This is a genomic window from Pseudomonas sp. TE3552 (genome assembly GCF_056278945.1).
Map to the genome: position 1 here is coordinate 5124775 of NZ_JBWBQJ010000001.1, position 19934 is coordinate 5144708.

The window sequence follows — 19934 nt, forward strand, 5'->3', positions numbered from 1 at the left end:
CCCTTAGAAACCGCTTTCCCTGACCCCCAGGGCCGCCATGCGTCGCCAGGCAACACCCAGCAACGACTCACCATGGCCCTGCAGCACCACAATGCCGCGCAAGGGTTGCACCTGTGTCGGGGTGTTTTCGAGGATGCTCAACCGCGCGCCGTACTGCGCCTGTACCGGCTCGGCGCGCTGATGCTGATCGCGGCGCACGGCAATCGGCCCATGGTGATCGGAGGTCAGCGCTTCCTGGTCGACATAAGCCGCGCCGTTGGTATCGATTTCGGTCAATTGCACGGCGATCGCCGGGTGCATCGGGTCGTCGGCGATGAACCGTCCACTGGCCCCCGGGGCGACACGCCAGAGTTCGGCTTCGGCCAGATAACCGCGCAACCGCGTACCGTCTTCGACCACCCGCGCCAGGGGCTCTTTGGTCGAAAGCCAGCGCCCGACCGTCAACTGCGGCAGCAGATCACGCACCTTGCCGGCATGGGGCGCGCGCAATAGCAGACGCTCGCGCTGGGCGACCAAGCCTCGGTATTCGGCCACGGCTTCAGCCAGGCGCTGCTCGACGATCCCGGCGTCAGCGGCGGTTTCGCTGCGGCCGGCCTGACGACGCATCTGCAACTGCTGGATCTGGATCTCACGACGAACGATGGCCTGACGTGAGTCCAGATCCGGCGACTCCAGTTCGATCAGCACCTCACCTTGAGCAACAACCTGGCCGTCATGCACATTCACCGTTTTGACCCGTGCCGCCACTGGCGCGTGCAAGGCACTGGCGCGTCCAGCCTCAAGCATCGTCGGCAACTCCACCGCGCTGCGCCACGGCAACGCCAGCAGCAACAACAGCCCAAGCAATGCCAGGCTGCTAAGCAGTACCCGAGGCGCATGCGCCTGTTCGCGACGGCTCCACCATTGCCGCCACTCGCTCAGGATCGGCAGGAAAATAAACCACACCAGCTCCACCAGCATCAGGAAGATCCCCAACACCTTGAAGAACAGGTGATAAACCGCCAGCGCAATCCCGAAAAACAACGCCGCGCGCCACAGCCACGCGCCATACCCCCAAATCAGCAAACGCCGCTGCATCCTCGGCGACCAAGGCTCCGGCGCGACAGCCCCGTACCCGAACAAAAACTCGCGCAGACGCCAACGGCACAAAGCAAAGGCCCGCCCCTGAAGGTTGTCCACTTCCCAGAAATCACTGAGCAAGAAGTAGCCGTCGAAACGCATGAACGGGTTGAGGTTGATCACCAGCGTGGTGATCCAGGTCGCACTGGCGAGCATGAACGCCGCCGTGCGGCCAGGACCGTCAGGCAACAATGACCAGGCGAACAGCGCGATACACGCCAATACCAGTTCCGCCAGCACTCCGCCGGCACCGATCAGCAACCGCGCACGTCGATCGTTGACCCGCCAGGCGTCGCTGACGTCCGTGTAAAACATCGGCAGCAGCACCATGAACGCCACGCCCATGCTCTGCACTCGACAACCGGCGCGCTTGGCCATGAAAGCGTGGCCGAACTCGTGGCAAAGCTTGGCGAAAAACAACGCCACAGCGAACGCCAGCGCACCGCCGAGACTGAACAGGTGCGGAAAAGTGGCGATAAACCGCTGCCAGTCCCGCGACACCAGAAACACGCCGAGCCCCAGCGTCACGGGCAATCCGTAGCGCAACGCACGCGGACCGAAACGCTCCAGCCACGGCCAGGCGCGATTGAGAAAAGCGTCCGGACGCCACAGCGGAATCCGGAAAAACAGGTATTGATGCAGCAGGATTTGCCACAGGCTCTGGCGCTGGGCCGCGGCCTTCAGGCTGTAACTGGCGCGCTGCGACGGATCGAGAGCGCTGATCAGGTCGTGGCCACGCAAAAACTCCAGCAATTGCTCAAGCGCCGCGCCATCGAGCGCCAGCCCCGGCTCGCGGTTGGCGGCACGCAGCACTTGCTCGGGATCGCCCAGGGACCAATGGCGCAGTAAACGCATCGCCGCCGCGCCAAGTTTGAAATAGCGCCCACGCACCGGATCGGCCAGGGTCCAGCACGGCGACCCGTCGAGGGCCGGGGCCGCCGCCGACAATTGCAGGTCTGCCCGCAGGCTCGGCAGGCTCATCTAAAGACCCACGCTCTGGCGTAACCCGGCCAGCGGCCGGCGCAACAGGTACAACGCCAGCGGCGCACGATCACCAAAGATTTTCGCGGTACCACGCAGACCGATGCGCGGTGGTGCGGCGTCGAAAGTCGCATCCAGTCGATAAGCCAATTGCCCGCCAGCAGTGGGCTGCGCCTCGTAGGCTGAACGTTCGAGCTTGGCCAGGTGCCGCTGCAGCGGATCGCTGTCGAGAAACAGCGCGACTTGTGCCCCCGGCTCCAGGGAAATCGCATCGCCCACGGCCAATTCGATGCGCAACTCGGCTTGGTTCGGGTCAGCGAGGTCCATCAGCCGTTCGCCGGTTTGCACCGGTTTGCCGGTCCAGCGTTCGGCGTCGGCGAACACCGCGATGCCGTCCCGCTCGGCGCGTACTTCGCTGCGTTTGAGCAGCTCACGGGCGTAATCCCGCTCGGCGCGCTTCTGCTCGACTCGCGCCGCCAGCAGATCGATTTTCGAACTGGATTCGGCATCGGCGAAGGAGCGTTGGGAATTGGCCTTGAGCTCTGCTTCGGCAACGCCCAGGGCGCGCTCGGCCACATCGGCCTGAGCCTTGAGCGTGGTGCTTTCGAAGCGCAGCAGCAGGTCGCCGGTTTTCACTGTCTGGTTGGGTTTGACCAGAAACTCGGCGATCACCCCGTCCAGCGGCGCGGCGACCACCCGGCCGCCCAGCGGGACGACTTCGGCCGGCGCCAGCACCGATTGGCGCACCGGAATCAGTAGCCCGAGCAACAACACGGCGACCAGCGCCACCTGGCGCTTGCGCGTCCAGCGCAGTCGCCAGGGTTTGCGTGGTTGCTGCGCCAGCCAGGCATGGCTGTAGGTGTCGCCCAGTTGCGACAGCAGCACCTGCTCGGAAGGGTTCCACGGCAAATCCCGCGCCAGCCATAGACCGCCGAACACTTCGCCTTGATGATCAATCAGCGGCAGCCAGAACACTTGAGCAGCTGACAGACTTTGCCAGTCGGCCAGAATCGATTCGCTGAGGAGATCGGGCGCAATCACTCGCGCCTGCTTCAGCACCTCAAGCTTGAACAGCTGCGCGACCGCTTGCTCGACAAACGCCACGAACGGCGCATTCGGTTCCACGGCGCTGACACCGGTCACCGCCTGCACCTTGCCGGCAATCAACAGCGCGGCATGGCGGAAACCGAATAGCGCCTGGCCGTCATTGACCAGGCTATAGGCCAGTTGCGAAGGCGTGCGGGCAGCGCGGGTCTGGCGCTCAAGGTCGAGAAACCTGGCGAACACCTGCTCGGCGCCGCCCGTTACCGGGGCGTTCACTTGAGCTCCGCGAAACGTGCCGTTCCGCTCATGCCGGCCAACAGACCGTTGGCGTTGGGCAGCGTCGCCACTAGCAGCAAGGTCTGGCTGCCTTCATCGATCCGCGCACCGAGGCGTTTGATCGTGGCATCCAGCGGCTGACCGGTTTCATCGGGGACAAAACTGAACGTCTGGCCGGGCTTGAGTCTGGCCATCCAGCGCGAAGGAACCAACAGGTGAATTTCCAGGGTGCGGTTATCGACCACGTCCAGCAACGGCGTACCGGCGGCAACGCTCTCGTAGCGCTTGACCTTGCGTTCGACGACCTGGCCATCGAACGGCGCGATCACGCTGCAACGCTTGACCTGAACCTGATAAACCTGAGATTGCGCCTGGGTTTCGCTGACCTTGGCCTCGGCCCGCGCCACTTCAAAGCGCCCGACTGAATTCAACGCCGCCAGTTGTTTGTTATGCGCCAGCTCCTCACCAGCACCACGGCTGGCGGCCTGAGCCGCATTGAGCTGAGCCTGATAAGCCGAACAGTCGAACCGCGCCAGGGTGTCGCCCTTTTTGAACGACTCGCCCTCACTGAATGGCAACTCGACAATCCGCCCGGACAACTCGCTGGCGAGCACCGCCTGATCCCGCGCTCGCAGCACACCACGGGCTTCACTGCTGGCTGATGCGTTACCGCCGACCGCGCTATTTTCCAGCAGCGGATCGTCAGGCGCGGGCGTTTGCGCCTGTACTACGCACGTTACAAAGGTTAATCCTGCAACCCAAACACGAAAACGCCGCATGACCGTAACTCCCTGACGGATGAGCGGAGTCTACGACAGCCGGGGTGAGCGTCAAGCGGATGGCCATCATTGGTTGGAAATGTAATGTTTCAAAAAGGATAAAACTTTCAAGGCGGTCGTTTGATTTCTGGGGCAATGAGCATCGGTATTAAATCCCACATGAAATCAGGAACATCCATTCAGCCTAAACTGAAGACGGCAATAGACACTTCGCCGATCTAGAGACAGGCGGATGCTTCAAACTTATCCCTGCAACAATCACAAATAATTGAACCTGGGAATGCCTTGACCATCGATCATGCAAATGCCCAAAACTGGTTGGCCGGCGACTGGAAATCGTCCAGTCGAGTAGAACCTTGGTCCGTCGAGGGTTGACGTGCTAACGCACTCAATTTAGGATCAACCCACTACTCAACCCCGTACGCAGAGATTAGGTTCTCTGGCAGTTGGGGTGAAAAAACCGGCTTAGGCCGGTTTTTTCGTTTCTGAGGATTGGATTTGTGCGTACTGCGTTCTTCGTTGACGGCTACAACGTGTTCTACGGGTTGTTAGCAGGCACTCCTTACAAATGGCTGAATTTGCCAAAGTTGTTGGCCCACATCGCCTACATCGAAAATCCTCGAAGCTCACTCGTTTCAATGGATTACTTCACCTCCTCCGTCAAGCCGGAGCTGGCTACTCGCGGCAGAATTTCCAAGGAGGCTCAGGACACCTATGTCCGAGCACTCAAGGCCAATAATGTGTCCGTTCACTATGGTCGCCACCAACTTGAACCCGCAAGAGCGCCGCGTTTTATCGACAAAAAAATCGGTGCGTCACGCCAGGACAAAGTCGCTATCTGGAAACTCGAAGAGAAAGAAACTGACGTCCACATCGCAATAAGCATGTATCGCACCGCAGCGAGAGAAACCAACGAGCACAACGCAAAGCGCAACAGCTCGTTCTTGTTTCCGGGGACACAGATATGGCTCCCGCATTAAAAGCCATCCGAGAGGATTTTCCGCAGATGATAATTGGCGTTGTTCTCCCATGCAGGACCGAGTTCAAACGCTCACCACCTGGCTCCTTAAAGGAGTACTCACACTGGATGCGACGTGTCGTAACCTCAGAAGAACTTCAGTCGCACCAGTTTCCAGTTCGTGTGCCTACTCATAAAACACCCGCGATCAAACCGGATTATTGGTAACGGCGCCTACCACCGGATACACCGACTCCCATCCCCCACCCAACGCCTTATACAAACCAACCATCGCCAACGACACCCCGGTCGAACTCTCGACCCATTGTTGCTGGGTCGCCAGCAATTCGCCTTGCACGGTGAGGACGTTGACGAAATCCACTACTCCTTCGACGTATTGCTGTTGCGCGGTGCGCAGGGCGATCTGGTTTTGACGCACGGCTTCGGCGAGGCTGTCGCGGCGCAGTTGGCTGGCGTTGTAGGCGATGAGTTGATCATCGATCTCGTGCCAGGCCCGCAGCACGGTTTGCTGGTAGGCCAGCGCTGCCTCCTGTTGTTGGGCTTCGCGCAGGTGCAACACGCCGCGCAGGCGACCACCGTCGAACAGCGGCAGGCTCAATTGCGGACCGATGCCGAACGAGCGCGAACCCCAGGAACCGAAATCACTCAGTTGCAGGGCTTGCGAACCGACGTTGCCCGACAGGGTGATCCGCGGATAAAAGTCGCCCTTGGCCACGCCGATGCTGGCGGTAGCGGCATGCAGACGCGCTTCGGCCTGACGTATGTCGGGGCGGCGCTCGGCCAATTGCGACGGCAAGCCGATGGCGACCTGACGCGGGGTTTGCGGCACAGGAGCGTCTGTGGATAACTCGGCGGACAGCGCTTGAGGCGGCTCGCCCATCAGCAGGCTCAGCGCGTTGATCAGTTGCGACTGACGCTGCTCCAGCGCCGGCAAACGTGATTCGATAGCCGCCACTTGCGCAGCGGCTTCGGCGACGTCCAGATCCGTCGCCACGCCGTCGGCCAGGCGCAGTTGCGAGAGTTTCAGGCTGTGGCGGGCGACGTCGAGGTTTTGCTCGGTAACGGCCCGCGTACTCTGCACACCGCGCAGTTGAATGTAGTTCTGAGCGGTTTCGGCAAGCACTGACAGCAGCACTCCACGGCGATCGTTTTCCGCCACTTCCAGGGTGGCGTCGGCGGCTTCGGTTTCGCGGCGCACACGGCCCCAGAAATCCAGTTCCCAGGAAGCGGAAAAGCCCGCGTCCCACAGGTTGAACGCCGCGTCGCCGTTGTGGCCCGACGGATCGTTCAGGCCTTCACCGCTGTTGTGTTTACGCCCGTAGCTGCCGGTGGCGGCGGTGTTGGGATAGCGGTCGGCGGTGATGACCTGGCGCGCGGCTCGGCTTTGCTGCAAACGGCTGCTGGCGAGTTTCAGGTCGAGGTTGTCGGTCAGAGCACGTTGGGTCAGGGCCGAGAGTTTCGGATCGTGAAATACCTCCCACCAGCGTTCATCCATCTCGTTGGGAACGACCTGACTGGCGGCGGCGTTGACCGGTTTCGACCATTGGGCGACTTGCTGCGCCTGAGGGCGCTGGAAGTCCGGGCCGACGGTGCAGGCACTCAATGAAAACAGGCTCAACACAAAAGCTACTGAATGAATGCTGACCCTGTGGCGAGGGGGCTTGCCCCCGTTGGGCCGCGTAGCGGACCCAAAATTTGCGAGCGCTGCGCACTCGAACGGGGGCAAGCCCCCTCGCCACAGGGATGTGCGATTAACAAAGTTCATCGTTGCGCAACCTCATGCTCGCTGGCGCTTGCTGTATCAATCCTCGCCTCCACCGACATCCCCACCCGCAACCGCTCGGCCAATGGCTGGTCCGGGTCGAGGATGATTTTCACCGCAATCCGTTGCACAACCTTGGTGAAGTTACCGGTGGCGTTGTCCGGCTTGACCGCGGCGAAGGTCACGCCGGTAGCCGGTGCGATGCTTTCAACGCGACCACGCAGGGCCTCGCCGCCAAGGCTGTCGACATGCACTTGCACGTCCTGCCCCGGCTGCACATCAGTCAGTTGGGTTTCCTGAAAATTGGCGACCACATAAGCCCGTTCCAACGGCACCACGGTCAGAATTTTGCTGCCCGGTGTGACATAGGCACCGACCCGCACCGCGCGTTCGCCGACCATGCCGTCCTGAGGCGCAACGATGCGTGTGTAGGACAGCTCATAGCTGGCCATTTCCAGCGCCGCTTGCGCCCGTTTCAACCCACCTTCGGCTGCATCACGCTGGGCAGTCAGGATCTCCACCTGTTTGCGTTCCGCCGCCAGCACTGCCGTGGCATTGGCCAATCGAGCGGTGGCTTGATCGATGCGCGTGCGCGCTTGCTGAGCATTCTGCACCGTGCCGGCGCCAACCCCGGCGAGGTGGTTGTAGCGGTTCAGCTCATGCTCGGCAAAGGCCATTTCAGCCTTCGCCGAAACCACCGTCGCCTGGGCCTGGGCGATCACTGACGTCTGGCGCTCCAGGGTTGCCCGAGCGTTTTGCAGCTGCGCCCTGGCCACCAGGGTTTGCGCGTCGGCAGCCTCAGCGGCAGCGCGCAGATCACGGTCGTCGATCAACGCCAACAGCTGCCCGGCCTTGACCTGTTGGTTGTCCTCCACCAGCACGTCCTTGATGAACCCCGCCACGCGCGGTGCCACCCGGGTGAAGTCCGCCGAGACGAAGGCGTCGTTGGTGCTCTGCTGTGTACGCTTGCCGAACAAGCCCGGCGCCAGCAGGTAAATCAACACGCCGACCGCCATCACTGCGGCAACACTGACGGCGATTTTTTGCTTTGATTGAGTTGTCATAAAAACCTTCTGTTTCAGTCAAGCGTTCAAGTCGGCGCGCGCGGTGGATAGATCCGCGTCGGCAGCCAGAAAATCAGCAGGATCAGCGCCACGGCGACGCCGGCCATGCACAGATAAAGATCGGAGGAAGTCAGCACCACGGCTTGCTGATGCAGTCGGTGAGCCAGGCCTGCGTTGTTGCTGTCGACCAGGGGTGAGTTACCGAGGCTGTCCACCAGCATGGTCGAGTGGAAATGCAGCCTTGCGGTGGTCAGTGCCTCGATCACACCGGTGGCGATCACCGCCGCCAGGCCTTTCACGGTATTGAACCAGGCCGAGGCGAACGGCCCTTCCATGGGGGTGATGCTGCCGGTGGAGAGCATCAACAGCGGCAGCACGGCCATGGGCTGACCAAAAATCTGCAGCCATTGCAGGACGTAGAAGTCATCGCGAATCCATGCCGACGTCAGCTGCGACCCGCCGAGGCAAGACAACGCCAGCATGCTCAGGCCGATCCCCAGCACCCAGCGGCAATCGACCCAACGCAGGTTGCACAGCGCCGCCACCAATGGCAGCGCGATCAACTGTGGCAGCGCCGCCAGCAGCATGATCGGCGCGGTCTGTACCGGGCGATAACCCTGGACCTGAGCCAGGTAACTGGAGGGAATGAGGACCACCGCGAGCAATACCACTAGCACGCCAGCCAAGGTCAGCAGCGCGAACGACAGGTTGCGGATACCCAACATCTGCAACTTGAAAAACGGAATCGGTTGCGACCACTCATTGATCAGAAACAGCACCAACAACAGCAGCCCGCCGCCGAGCAGTCCGCAAATCAGGCTCGACTCGAACCAGTCCAGCCGATTGCCTTGCAGGATGCCGATCACCAACATGCAGATCGCCGGGAACCCCAGCAGCAAGCCACGCCAGTTGAATGACTTGAAGCGTTCCAGACGCAGCGGATCCTGGGGCAAACCGTAGGCCACCGCCGCCATGGCAATCAGGCACGGCACGATGATTTGCCAGAAGGTCCATTGCCAGCCGACATACTCGGTCCACAACCCGGCCAGAGGTGTACCGAGGCCAGGGCCGAAGGTTGCCGTCAGGGCATAACCGGCCAGGCCATAGAGCTTTACATTGGCTGGCAGGAACCTCAGCGCGACGGTCATCAGCATCGGCGGCAATGCGCCGCCGGCCAGGCCTTGCAAGGTGCGCATGAGCAGCAGGCTTTCGTAATTCGGCGCAAACGGGCACAGCACGCCCAACAGGGTGAACGCACTGATGGCGCACAAGGTGAACCGCCGCAACGAGAACGTCACCGCACACCAAGGGGCAAACGCCATGGCGGCCACCGAGGTCGCGGTGTAACTGGCGACCAGCCAGGTACCCTCGTCGTAACCGATGGCCAACGCACCACGGATATCAGCCAGCGCAACCTTGGTCACCATCTCGTTCAAGCCCGACACCAGCACGGCCAGCAACACCCCCACCAGACCGATGATGATGCGCGGGCCGAAGACCGGTGGTACGACGGCGGCTGCTGGGTTGGCTGCGACGAGAGGCGCCGCAACCGTGAGGGAAGTCATGTCCTGCAAGCTCCGGAAGGGGGATACCGAAGCATTCTAGGTAGCGTGGTAACTTACGAAAATTGACTTATCGACAAGTTATAAGTGCACTTGACGCAGCAATACACTCCCCCTGTAGGAGCGGTGATCAACCTAAGGTTGGCTGCGCAGCCAGCCAGGTTTCATCACAACAAGTCTTCAGCGTCTCGCGCATCCATCGGTGCGCCGGGTCTTTATCGAAGCGCGGGTGCCAGGCCTGGGTCAGCATGAGGGTTGGCAATGGAATCGGCAGGGTGAACGAGCGCAGCTTCAAGCCCAGGCGCCGCACGCTCAGCAATGCCTCTTTGGGCACCGGCAGAATCAGATCGGAATCCGGCAAGGCGAACATCGCCGCATGGAAGCTCGGCGCAATCACTGCTACCCGCCGCTCCAGCCCCAGGGCGTTGAGCGCCGTATCTATGGGCCCGCGGGCGATCCCGCGACGGGACATGCTGATATGGGAAAAGCCTGCGTAACGTTCGGCGGTGATTTCTTCATCGAACAGCGGATGGTCTTCGCGCACCAACCCGACAAAGTGCGTGGAAAACAGGTTCTGCACTTTGACTTCCGGCATCAGCGGCCGATTGTTGCTGACGCTCAGATCGATGCGTCCTTCGCGCAAGGCTTCGTCGTCGCCATCGCCCTCAGGGACAAAGCGCAATTCGCAATGCGGGGCCTGGCGTTCCATCGTGTCGAACAACTTGCCGCCGTAGACGCCCACAAAGAAATCATTGGCGCGAATGCTGAACCGCCGGCGCAAACTGCCCAGGTCCACGTCGTCGGCAGAGCGGAACAGCAAAGCAGCCTGCTCCACCAGATCCCGCACCTGCTCGCGCAACTCCAGCGCCTTGGGCGTCGGCACCAGGCCACGCCCGGCGCGCACCAGAATCGGGTCGCCGATGGCCTCGCGAATCCGCGTCAGCGTCCGGCTCATCGCCGCCGGGCTGAGGTTCATCCGCCGCGCGGCACCCACCACACTGCCCTCGTCGAGCAAGGCGTCGAGGGCGACCAACAGGTTCATGTCCGGGAGTTGCATGCTGAGCACTCGTGTCTGATGTGGATTGATTCAGACGCAATGCTAGCAAACATCCCTTGGCTGATGTGCCGGCCAGACCAGACACCCCAGAACCTACCGCTGCATTCCCCAACGCTTAACAGTTACCCGCTCCAACGTATCAAACACCAGGTTCTCCACCAGCAATCCAATCAGGATCACCACCGCCAACCCGGCGAAGACTTTGTCGGTGTACAGCTCATTACGGTTCTGGAAGATGTACCAGCCCAAACCACCCTTGCCGCTGGTAGCGCCGAACACCAGTTCGGCGGCAATCAGCGTACGCCAGGCGAAAGCCCAGCCGATTTTCAACCCGGCGAGGATCGACGGCAGCGCGGCCGGGACCAGGATGAACAACACGAAACGCATGCCCTTGAGGCCGTAATTACGCCCGGCCATGCGCAGAGTTTCCGAGACCCCGAGAAACCCGGCATAGGTGTTCAAGGCCAACGCCCAGAGCACCGAATGCACCAAGACAAAAATCAGGCTGTTCTGCCCCAGCCCGAACCACAGCAGCGCCAGCGGCAACAGGGCAATGGCTGGCAACGGGTTGAACATCGAGGTCAGCGTACTCAGCAGATCGCGACCGAACCGGGTCGACACCGCCAGCGTCGTCAGGACAAACGCCAGAGCGATGCCGATCAGATAACCCTTGAGCAAAACCACCAACGAAATCCACACCTTGCCCAGCAGTTCGCCGCTGAGCAGGCCATCGTGCAGCGCACTGGCGGTTTGCAAAAAACTCGGCAGCAGCAGGTCGTTGTTCTGATAACGGGCGACGGCTTCCCAAAGCACCGCGAGCAAAATCAGGATCAGGCTTTTACGCAGCCAGCCCTGCTGCCAGAGGCGCTGGCCGAGCGGTAATTCACGCTCCAGCGGTACGCTGGTCAGCGGTTGCAAAACAATTTCGAACTCTTCACGCGCAGACGATGAATGGCTCATCGGGCAATCCTCCAATGGCTCAATAAGCGATGCGAATGTCGGCGAAATCCAGCTCACGCTCGGTTTCCGGGGACTGACCTTCATCGAACAACAGCCGATGAATCCGCCGTGCCGACGCCTGAAATGCCAAGCCACCCAAACTGTGCAAATCGTATTGATGGCTGTGGACCTCCGCCCGCACCCGCCCCGGATGGGGCGACAGCAGCAAAATCCGGTTGCCCACCACCAGCGCTTCTTCGATGGAATGGGTGACGAACAACAGCGTGAAACGCACCTCTTCCCAGAGCAGCAGCAACTCTTCCTGCATCCTGCGCCGGGTCAGCGCATCGAGGGCGGCGAAGGGCTCGTCCATCAACAAAATTTTCGGCTGCATGGCCAAGGCGCGAGCAATGGCTACGCGAGCCTTCATGCCGCCGGACAAGGTATGCGGATAGGCATCGGCAAACGCCGCCAGCCCGACCTTGTCCAGATAGTGCAGCGCCCGCTCTTCAGCTTCCTTGCGCTTGAGGGTTTTGGAAGCGAGCAGCGCAAACATCACGTTCTGTTTGACGGTTTTCCACGGCGGCAGTTGATCGAACTCCTGGAACACCACGATCCGGTCCGGCCCCGGTGCATCGATGCGCTGACCCTGAAGACGAATCTCGCCTTCCACCGGCTGGATGAACCCGGCGGCGGCCTTGAGCAACGTCGATTTGCCGCAGCCCGACGGGCCGAGCAATACAAAGCGGTCTGCCGGGTCGATCTCGAAACTGACCTGATGGGTCGCTCGAACCACACGCGCAGGCGTGCGGTATTCCAGGCTGACCTTATCGACCGACAGCAGCGCTTGAGCTGCCGCGATCGGATTGCTGGCCGTGTGGCCTTGCAAAGGGGCGTTCATGTCGGTCAGCTCCCTTGCAGTGGTTTGGCGTCCTGGAAGAAGTAATCCTTCCATGAATCCGGTTTGTTTTTGATCGCACCGACGCGGTAAAGAAACTCGGCCAGCGGGTAAGTATTTTTCGGCGTGACGCTGAATTCGAACTGCGGGTTGTCGATGATCTTCAGCAACGCCGTGCGGTCGATTTTTGCCTTGGTGACACGGATGTAAGTGTCGGCCGCCGCGCCTTTATCGTTCTGGGCAAATTGCGCCGCTTCGGTGAGCGCGTCGACAAATGCCTTGTAGGTTTTCGGGTTCTCGTTGCGGAATTTCTCGGTGGCGAATAGGACGGTCGGCGAGTTCGGGCCGAGCAGGTCATAGGTGTTCAGCACCACGTGCACGTTGGGGTTTTCCAGCGCCTGATCCTGGAACGGCGGGTTGGAGAAGTGCCCGCTCAACTCGGTGCCGCCGGCGATCAATGCCGCGGTGGCATCCGGGTGCGGAACGGCAATGGTGTACTTGTCGAGGCGATTGAATTCCTTGTCACCCCACTGCTTGGCGGCCGCGTATTGCAGGAAACGCGACTGCACCGACACCCCGACCGCCGGCACCGCAATGCGGTCCTTCTCGGTGAAGTCGGCAATGGTTTTGACCTTGGGATTATTGCTCACCAGGTAATAAGGGAAGTTACCCAGGGACGCCACGGCCTTGACGTTCTGCTTGCCATGCGTGCGGTCCCAGATGGTCAGCAGCGGGCCGACGCCAGCACCGGCAATGTCGATGGAACCGGAGAGCAGCGCATCGTTGACTGCCGCCCCACCGGAGAGCTGAGTCCAGTCGACCTTGATGTCGATGCCTTCCTGCTTGCCGTACTTCTCGATCAGGTTCTGATCGCGCACCACGTTGAGCAGCAGATAAACAATGCCGAATTGTTCAGCGATGCGAATTTCACCTTCGGCGTGAGCCACGGTCGGCGCTACCAAACTACCGGCGAGCAAGCTGAAAGCCAAGCCGATGGCGGCAGCCAAGGGTGCGAATGGAAGACGTTTGGACATTTGGGTTCTCCGAAATCAGAAAGGCGCGTCGCCCTGGATAGTGGTGCGATACAGCTTGCGGCGCAGATGGCTGGGGCATCCGGCGGCGAGGTGGATCAGCGAGCGGTTGTCCCAGAACACCAAGTCATGGGCCTGCCATTGATGGCGATAAATGTTTTGCGGCTGCACGCTGTGGGCGTAGAGCTCGTCGAGCAACTGTTTGCTCTCGTCTTCCGGCAAACCGACGATGCGGGTGGTGAAGCCTTCACTGACGAACAACGCCTTGCGGCCGCTTTCCGGATGGGTGCGGACAATGGGGTGAACGACTTCGGCAACCTGAGCGAGCTGCTCTGGCGTCAGCGTCGGGCGCCAGTTGCCCTCGAATTTGCTCTCGCTGTAGCGCGCCGTGTAGGAGTGCGCGGCCGAACGACCTTTGACGGCTTTGCGCAGCGCCTCGGGCAGGTTGTCCCAGGCTTTATGCATGTCGGCGAACAGCGTGTCGCCACCTTCGGACGGCAGCTCTTGGGCATGCAGCATCGAGCCCAGGCTTGGTAGCTCTTTATAGGAAAGGTCCGAGTGCCAGAACTTGCCGGCATCCCCGAGGCCGATGGATTGGCCGTTCTCGATGATGTTCGAAACGATGAGAATTTCCGGATGCCCGGCCAGCAGGAATTGCTTGAGTACATGGATCTGCAACACACCGAAACGGCGGCTGAAGGCGATCTGCTGTTCGGGAGTAATGCGCTGGTCGCGGAACACCACCACGTGATGATCCAGGTGCGCACGATGGACACGGGCAAAATCCCGGTTGTTGATCGGGCGGGACAGATCCAGGCCGATGATTTCAGCACCGACGGCGCCGCTGAACGGGCGGATTTCGAAGGATTGTGACGCGATAGCGGCGACGCTGGTTGACGCAGGCTTTGGAGAAAAAGAGACAGCTGACATAAAAATCACTCCCACGCACAGCGCGCTCAAGGGCGCGCATCGATCAGAAACTCACGGAGGTCCCGTGTTGGTTCGTGTCGTGCGGCGCGCCGATTGGTCGGCAGGTACGCAGAGGAGTGACTTTATAGCTATAAGAATTGAAATTTAAATACCGTTAGCGAATAACGATATGGCCGAACAGGCGATGAGTAACTTGTGGCGAGGGAGCTTGCTCTCGCTGGACTGCGTAGCAGTCCCTTTTTTTGATAAAGAGGGGGCCGCTTCGCGCCCCAGCGGGAGCAAGCTCCCTCGCCACAGGTTTAGCGTCTTACCGCTCGTGCAGCGCCTCGGCACGAGCCCGGATAATCGGCTTGAGCAAATAACTGAGCACGGTCTTCTTGCCGGTAATGATATCCACCGACGCCACCATCCCCGGAATGATCAGCAACGGCTTTTCATCCGTCCCGAGGTGGCTGCGCTCGGTGCGCAGTTTGATGATGTAGTAAGTGGTCTTCTTGTCTTCATCGGTGATGGTGTCGGCACCGATCTGCTCCAGCTTGGCTTTCAGACCGCCATAAATGGTGTAGTCGTAGGCCGTGAACTTCACCGTGGCGTCCTGCCCCGGATGCAGAAAGGCGATGTCTTGCGGGCGAATTTTGGCTTCTACCAGCAAGGTGTCATCCAGTGGCACGATCTCCACCAGGTCGCTGCCCGGCTGGATCACGCCGCCGATGGTGTTGACCAGCAACTTGTTGACGATACCGCGCACCGGCGAAGTGACCAGCGTCCGGCTGACCCGGTCTTCCAGCGCCTTGCCCGTGGCCTGGGCCTTGTTCAGGTCGGTACGCGCTTCGTTGAGTTGAGTCAGCGCTTCACTACGGAATTTGCCTCGAGTCTCGTCGATCTTGCGCTGAACTTCCTTGATCGCCGATTCGGCGCGAGGAATCGCCAGGGTGGTGGCGTCCAGTTGGCCGCGGGTTTCGACCTCGGCACGCTTGAGTCGCAAAACCTCAACCGGGGACACCGCGCCCTGAGCCACCAACGGCTCGGACATGGCGATTTCCTGACGCTGCAAGGACAGACCGCTGCGATACTGAGCCTGCTTGGAGGTGAACTCGCGCAGCTCCTGCTGCTTCTGGATCAACTGCTCCTGCAAGCCACCGATCTCATCGTGCAGTTGCTGACGACGACTGATGTACAACGACTGTTCGCTGGCAGCTTGGCCGGGCACGGCTTTGAGCACATCGGCAGGGAAATTCAACGGGCGGTCATCGACCTCGGCGCTCAAGCGCTCAACGCGCAACAGCATCGACAGCCGATCGGCTTCAGTTTCGCCAACGTTGGAGGCAAACCGTGTGTCGTCCAGACGTATCAGCGGCGCGCCAGCCTCGACGATTTGCCCTTCCTTGACGAACAGCTCGGAAACAATACCGCCCTCAAGGTTCTGGATTTTCTGGATCTTCGACGACGGAATCGCCTTGCCGTCGCCCTTGGTGACTTCATCGATCACCGCGAAGTTGGCCCAGAGCATCAGGAACACGAAGAAGCCGATGATCGCCCAGATCGTCAACCGCACCACGCGCGGGGCGTCCTCGATCAGCGCTTTGTTGACCTCGGGAAGGGGCTGGCCTTGCAGCGACGCGGAGCCTTTGAAGTAGCGGCGGATGGATTCTTTGACCCCGGACTTAAGCAACACTGATCTGCCCCTTTTTCAACGCTTCCATCACGGCGGCTTTTGGGCCATCGGCGAGAATCTGCCCGCGGTCGATCACCAGCAGGCGATCCACCAGCGACAACAGCGAAGCCCGGTGCGTCACCAGCACCACAGTCTTGTTTTCCACCACGGCAGCGAGGCGTTGCTTGAGGCGCTCTTCGCCGGTGTTGTCCATGGCGCTGGTGGGTTCGTCCAGCAACAGGATCGGCGGATTGAGTAGTAGCGCTCGGGCCAGGGCGACATTCTGGCGCTGACCGCCAGACAGGTTCTGCCCACGCTCACCGACTTGCAGTTCATAACCTTGCGGGTGCAGACGGGCAAACTCGTGGACGCCGGCCAGTTCCGCGGCTTGCAGCACCAGTTCGTCTTCGACATAGCGCGCGCCCGACACCAGGTTGTCGCGCAACGTACCGGCGAGCAACTGGATGTCCTGAGGCACGTAGCCGATGTTGTGGCGCAGTTCGCTGACGTCAATCTGCCGGATATCCACACCATCCACCAGCAGCGCGCCGTCGTCCGGCTGATAGAGCCCCACCAGCAGTTTGGCCAGGGAGCTTTTGCCCGAGCCGCTGCGGCCGATGATGCCGATCTTTTCGCCCGGCTTGATGACCAGGTTGATGCCCTTCAGCGCGGGGTTCTGCTGATTCGGATAAGTGAAGGTCAGCTGACGGCATTCAATGGCGCCTTGCAGGACCTTACGGCTCAGCGGGCGTTCGTCGAAATTGCGCTCCTGGGGCAGCTCCATCATCTGATCGACCGAGGTCATGGTCACCCGGGCTTGCTGATAGCGGGTCAGTAGACCGGACAGCGAAGCCAGTGGGCTGAGGGCACGACCGCTGAGCATGTAACAGGCGATCAAACCGCCCATGCTCAGGTTGCCGGCAATGATCTGGTACACGCCGAAGACGATCATGATCACCCCGGCCAGCTGCTGGATCAGCAAGGTGATGTTCATCGCCAGACCGGACAGCATTTTCACCCGCAGTTCAAGGCGACTGAGGGTGCCGATGGTCTGCTCCCATTGATACTGGCGTTCGCTTTCGGCGTTGTTGACCTTTACCGCATCGAGGCCGGCGAGGGTTTCGATCAGGCTCGACTGGCGCTCGGCGCCCAGAGCCATGGTTCGTTCCATGGTCGCCACCAGCGGCTTCTGCAGGGCATAACCAATCAGCAAGGCAATCGGGAACGCCAGCACTGGAATCCACACCAGATGCCCACCGAGGATCGCGATGACCATGAAGATCAGCAAGGTAAACGGCAGGTCGATCAGGCTGGTGAGGGTCAGCGACGCGAGGAAGTCCCGCAGGCTCTGGAACTCATGAATGTTCTGGGCGAAGCTGCCGACCCGGGCCGGACGGTACTTCATGGCCATGCCGACGATGCGCTCGAACAGCGTCGCTGAAATGATCAGGTCGGTTTTCTTGCCGGCCAGGTCCAGGCACAGGCTGCGCAGGCTCTTGAGGATCAGGTCGAATACATAAGCACCGGTGATGCCGATGGCCAGGACCCATAGGGTCGATTCGGCCTGGTTCGGCACCACACGATCGTAGACATTCATCACGAACAGCGGCGCGGCCATGGCGATGATATTGATCAGGAAACTGGCAGCGATGGCGTCGACGTACAGCCAGCGAGAACGCTTGAGGGTGTCGCGAAACCACGAACGCGCGCGCGGGATCAGCGTGCCGTGGTTGACGTCGAATTTGTGTTGGGGTTGGGCGAAGAAGACTTTGCCTATGTAGTCGTCGGCGAGCAGTTCACGATCGACGCAAACTTCACCGCCATCGCTTTCGCTGAGTAGCAAGCGAGCCTGGTCTTCACCCTTCCAGCCAAGCAGCACCGCACTGCGTCCGTCCTTGAGCAACAACAGCGCCGGCATGGCGATCGCCGGAATCTGCTCCAATTTGCGTTGCAACACCCGCCCTTGCAGCCCCGCGCGAGCGGCCGCGCGGGGTAGCAATTCGACGCTCAGGCGTTGTTTGGGCAACGGCAGGCCGGTGGTCAGCATCGCCGCGCTGGCCGGCTTCTGATGCAAAGTGCAAAGGGCTAGCAGGCCGTCCAGTAACGGATCGTCATGCAGCGCGCGTGGATCATGAATGAGTTGAACTCGACTGACTTCTGATTCCACGCTCGACACTCTTGGCTAACGATTGAAAGGGGGCAGGACTCAATTCATCCCGGGCAACTGGACCTTGGGCTTCACGTCGTTCTGCACAACGGACGCCAACGGTGCGACTACACCCTGACTTTTGAGCAATTCGCCCATGGTCGCCTTGATTCGGTACTGAGTAAATAACTGAATGTTCTTGATCTCGGCCAGCCGACGGGAAGCGCTGAACAGCTCGTTTTCACTGTCGAGCAGATCGAGCAAGGTGCGTTCGCCGAGGCTGAACTGCTTTTGATAAGCACTGCGCACACTGGTGCTGTGGTCGACATATTGCTGGGCGATCGGCACCTGGGCATTGGCGTTGTTCAGGGCATTCCAGGCCAGGCCCAGCTCTTCGTTCAACACGCGCAAGGCGTTGTTGCGAATATCCAGCGCCTGGTTCGACAGGTAGGACTTGGATTCCAGGTCAGCCTTGTTGCTGCCACCGGCGAACAAGTTGAAGCGCATGCGCAGCATGGCCTGCCATTCGTTGTTGTGACCGTTCTGACCGTCGAGATCGTTGTCGGCGGTACGACCCAATTCGGCATCGAAGCGCGGGTAGAAGCTCGACTTGGCCGCTTCGTACTGCTTCTCGGCAGCAGCGATATCGGATTCGGCGGAGCGCAGGATCGGGCTGTTTTCCAGCATCTGCGCCCGGGCTTCATTCAGGTTGGCCGGCAACAGCGCCATGAAATCGGCAGGCCGTTCCAGTTGATCGGGCATCTGGCCGACGGCGCTGAGGAAGTTGGTTTCGGCGTCAGCCAGGTTGGTCTGCTCCGTGAGCAGATTGTTGCGGGCCTGGGCCATACGCGCTTCGGCTTGATCAAGATCGGCGCCACTGCCTACGCCGCGCTGGGTGCGCAACTTGATCTGGTCAAAAATCCGTTCATGGTTCTTCAGGTTGTCTTCGGCCAGGCGCACGAATTCGCGGCGGGTCAGCACGTCGAGATAGACCTGAGCGACGGTCAACGCGGTGCGCTCCGAGGTACCCAGCAAGGAATAGGCGCGGGAATTAACGGTGGCTTGTTGACGCCCGACTTCGCTAGACGTCGCAAAACCGTCAAACACCATCTGCGACAGACGTAAGCTTGACTCGCTGCGGTTCAGCGTTTCCCAGTGATTGTTGTTGCCAGCGGCGCGGGTGGTGACGCTGTCGGTGCCTTCGCGACCATAACCGCCCAGCAGATCGACCCGTGGCAGGTATCCACCTTTGGCTGCCTTTAACTGATAATCCGCGGCCAGCCGACTGTTGACCCCTGCCTGGATTTCCGGATGGACATCCAGTGCCTGCTGCATGGCCTGCGGAAGGCTTTGTGCCTGAACAAAGCTGGCGGCAAGGGCGAAGGGTAGAACCTTGAACAGGTGCAAACGCATAGTTGGAATTTCCCGGGACTTCTTGTCGTGAATCACTGCAGAACGTGGCACTGCATCGCATGATGGCAACCGGAATGACCGTATGTCGGAAAGTTCAAAATCGGAACTGGGTCACACACTGTAGAACAGGTCACCGCTTAAATATCAATGTGACATTACTGGGACGATTGTTTAGGATGACTCCGATAAGGTCAATAGTTTGACATAAAGTTAATTTCGAAAAAGCATAGCCAAATAATTGACCATTTGGCGTCAAAGTTATGCATCGAAAATCTTGAAAGTACGTCCAGCCCCGATCGG

The 19934-nt window shown here is 60.4% G+C and carries 14 protein-coding genes and 1 pseudogene; 1 reads left to right on the top strand and 14 read right to left on the bottom strand.

The annotated features are described in order from the left end of the window. Positions 1 to 3: 3 nt before the first annotated feature. Genes ACZ9BB_RS23170 through ACZ9BB_RS23180 form a run of 3 tightly spaced genes read right to left on the bottom strand, consistent with a single transcriptional unit; the run spans position 4 to position 4199 of the window. On the bottom strand, positions 4 to 2100 hold the full coding sequence (locus tag ACZ9BB_RS23170; RefSeq protein ID WP_476216538.1) for a site-2 protease family protein: 2097 nt from the start codon (positions 2098 to 2100) through the stop codon (positions 4 to 6). Then, the gene (locus tag ACZ9BB_RS23175; protein ID WP_476216540.1) at positions 2101 to 3420 is read right to left on the bottom strand and encodes an efflux RND transporter periplasmic adaptor subunit; all 1320 of its coding nucleotides are present in this window, start codon (positions 3418 to 3420) and stop codon (positions 2101 to 2103) included. Beyond that, positions 3417 to 4199, bottom strand: a complete 783-nt coding sequence (locus ACZ9BB_RS23180; RefSeq protein ID WP_476216542.1) for an efflux RND transporter periplasmic adaptor subunit — start codon at positions 4197 to 4199, stop codon at positions 3417 to 3419. The genes ACZ9BB_RS23175 and ACZ9BB_RS23180 overlap by 4 nt, the downstream gene beginning before the upstream one ends. Positions 4200 to 4699: 500 nt before the next feature. Here ACZ9BB_RS23180 and ACZ9BB_RS23185 point away from each other — a divergent pair. Further along, a pseudogene (locus ACZ9BB_RS23185) lies at positions 4700 to 5385 on the top strand (NYN domain-containing protein). On the opposite strand, the gene ACZ9BB_RS23190 reads toward ACZ9BB_RS23185, so the two are convergent. From ACZ9BB_RS23190 to ACZ9BB_RS23240, 11 genes are all read right to left on the bottom strand, one after another. Next, positions 5366 to 6943 (bottom strand): efflux transporter outer membrane subunit, encoded by a 1578-nt coding sequence (locus tag ACZ9BB_RS23190; protein ID WP_476216544.1) that lies wholly within the window; start codon positions 6941 to 6943, stop codon positions 5366 to 5368. The pseudogene ACZ9BB_RS23185 and the gene ACZ9BB_RS23190 sit on opposite strands and share 20 nt — an antisense overlap. After that, positions 6940 to 8004 carry an HlyD family secretion protein gene (locus ACZ9BB_RS23195; RefSeq protein ID WP_476216546.1) on the bottom strand — a complete coding sequence of 355 codons (1065 nt, stop codon included), beginning with the start codon at positions 8002 to 8004 and terminating at the stop codon, positions 6940 to 6942. The genes ACZ9BB_RS23190 and ACZ9BB_RS23195 overlap by 4 nt, the downstream gene beginning before the upstream one ends. Positions 8005 to 8030: 26 nt before the next feature. After that, complete coding sequence (locus ACZ9BB_RS23200; protein WP_476216548.1) at positions 8031 to 9569, bottom strand: MFS transporter; 1539 nt, start codon at positions 9567 to 9569, stop codon at positions 8031 to 8033. A 127-nt stretch (positions 9570 to 9696) separates the two neighbouring features. Then, positions 9697 to 10623 (bottom strand): LysR family transcriptional regulator, encoded by a 927-nt coding sequence (locus tag ACZ9BB_RS23205; protein ID WP_476216549.1) that lies wholly within the window; start codon positions 10621 to 10623, stop codon positions 9697 to 9699. Between the two features lie 93 nt (positions 10624 to 10716). Further along, positions 10717 to 11583 (bottom strand): ABC transporter permease, encoded by an 867-nt coding sequence (locus ACZ9BB_RS23210; protein WP_476216550.1) that lies wholly within the window; start codon positions 11581 to 11583, stop codon positions 10717 to 10719. A gap of 19 nt (positions 11584 to 11602) precedes the next feature. After that, entirely contained in the window at positions 11603 to 12463 is an 861-nt protein-coding gene (locus ACZ9BB_RS23215; RefSeq protein ID WP_476216552.1) for an ABC transporter ATP-binding protein, read from the bottom strand. Positions 12464 to 12468: 5 nt separating this feature from the next. Further along, positions 12469 to 13494 carry an ABC transporter substrate-binding protein gene (locus tag ACZ9BB_RS23220; RefSeq protein WP_476216554.1) on the bottom strand — a complete coding sequence of 342 codons (1026 nt, stop codon included), beginning with the start codon at positions 13492 to 13494 and terminating at the stop codon, positions 12469 to 12471. Between the two features lie 15 nt (positions 13495 to 13509). Then, on the bottom strand, positions 13510 to 14421 hold the full coding sequence (locus ACZ9BB_RS23225; RefSeq protein ID WP_476216556.1) for a TauD/TfdA dioxygenase family protein: 912 nt from the start codon (positions 14419 to 14421) through the stop codon (positions 13510 to 13512). A gap of 307 nt (positions 14422 to 14728) precedes the next feature. Continuing rightward, positions 14729 to 16096: an HlyD family type I secretion periplasmic adaptor subunit gene (locus ACZ9BB_RS23230; protein ID WP_305479589.1), complete on the bottom strand. Its 1368-nt coding sequence runs from the start codon at positions 16094 to 16096 to the stop codon at positions 14729 to 14731. After that, positions 16086 to 18242 carry a type I secretion system permease/ATPase gene (locus ACZ9BB_RS23235; protein WP_476216560.1) on the bottom strand — a complete coding sequence of 719 codons (2157 nt, stop codon included), beginning with the start codon at positions 18240 to 18242 and terminating at the stop codon, positions 16086 to 16088. The genes ACZ9BB_RS23230 and ACZ9BB_RS23235 overlap by 11 nt, the downstream gene beginning before the upstream one ends. Before the next feature lie 39 nt (positions 18243 to 18281). After that, entirely contained in the window at positions 18282 to 19634 is a 1353-nt protein-coding gene (locus ACZ9BB_RS23240) for a TolC family outer membrane protein (protein WP_476216562.1), read from the bottom strand. Positions 19635 to 19934 lie beyond the last annotated feature (300 nt).

Excerpts from the sequence above, each read along its gene's own strand:
- ACZ9BB_RS23170 (WP_476216538.1), bottom strand. The coding sequence starts at position 2,100 with ATGAGCCTGCCGAGCCTGCGGGCAGACCTGCAATTGTCGGCGGCGGCC.
- ACZ9BB_RS23225 (WP_476216556.1), bottom strand. The coding sequence starts at position 14,421 with ATGTCAGCTGTCTCTTTTTCTCCAAAGCCTGCGTCAACCAGCGTCGCC.
- ACZ9BB_RS23180 (WP_476216542.1), bottom strand. The coding sequence starts at position 4,199 with ATGCGGCGTTTTCGTGTTTGGGTTGCAGGATTAACCTTTGTAACGTGC.
- ACZ9BB_RS23200 (WP_476216548.1), bottom strand. The coding sequence starts at position 9,569 with ATGACTTCCCTCACGGTTGCGGCGCCTCTCGTCGCAGCCAACCCAGCA.
- ACZ9BB_RS23240 (WP_476216562.1), bottom strand. The coding sequence starts at position 19,634 with ATGCGTTTGCACCTGTTCAAGGTTCTACCCTTCGCCCTTGCCGCCAGC.
- ACZ9BB_RS23220 (WP_476216554.1), bottom strand. The coding sequence starts at position 13,494 with ATGTCCAAACGTCTTCCATTCGCACCCTTGGCTGCCGCCATCGGCTTG.
- ACZ9BB_RS23215 (WP_476216552.1), bottom strand. The coding sequence starts at position 12,463 with ATGAACGCCCCTTTGCAAGGCCACACGGCCAGCAATCCGATCGCGGCA.
- ACZ9BB_RS23205 (WP_476216549.1), bottom strand. The coding sequence starts at position 10,623 with ATGCAACTCCCGGACATGAACCTGTTGGTCGCCCTCGACGCCTTGCTC.
- ACZ9BB_RS23190 (WP_476216544.1), bottom strand. The coding sequence starts at position 6,943 with ATGAACTTTGTTAATCGCACATCCCTGTGGCGAGGGGGCTTGCCCCCG.
- ACZ9BB_RS23210 (WP_476216550.1), bottom strand. The coding sequence starts at position 11,583 with ATGAGCCATTCATCGTCTGCGCGTGAAGAGTTCGAAATTGTTTTGCAA.
- ACZ9BB_RS23195 (WP_476216546.1), bottom strand. The coding sequence starts at position 8,004 with ATGACAACTCAATCAAAGCAAAAAATCGCCGTCAGTGTTGCCGCAGTG.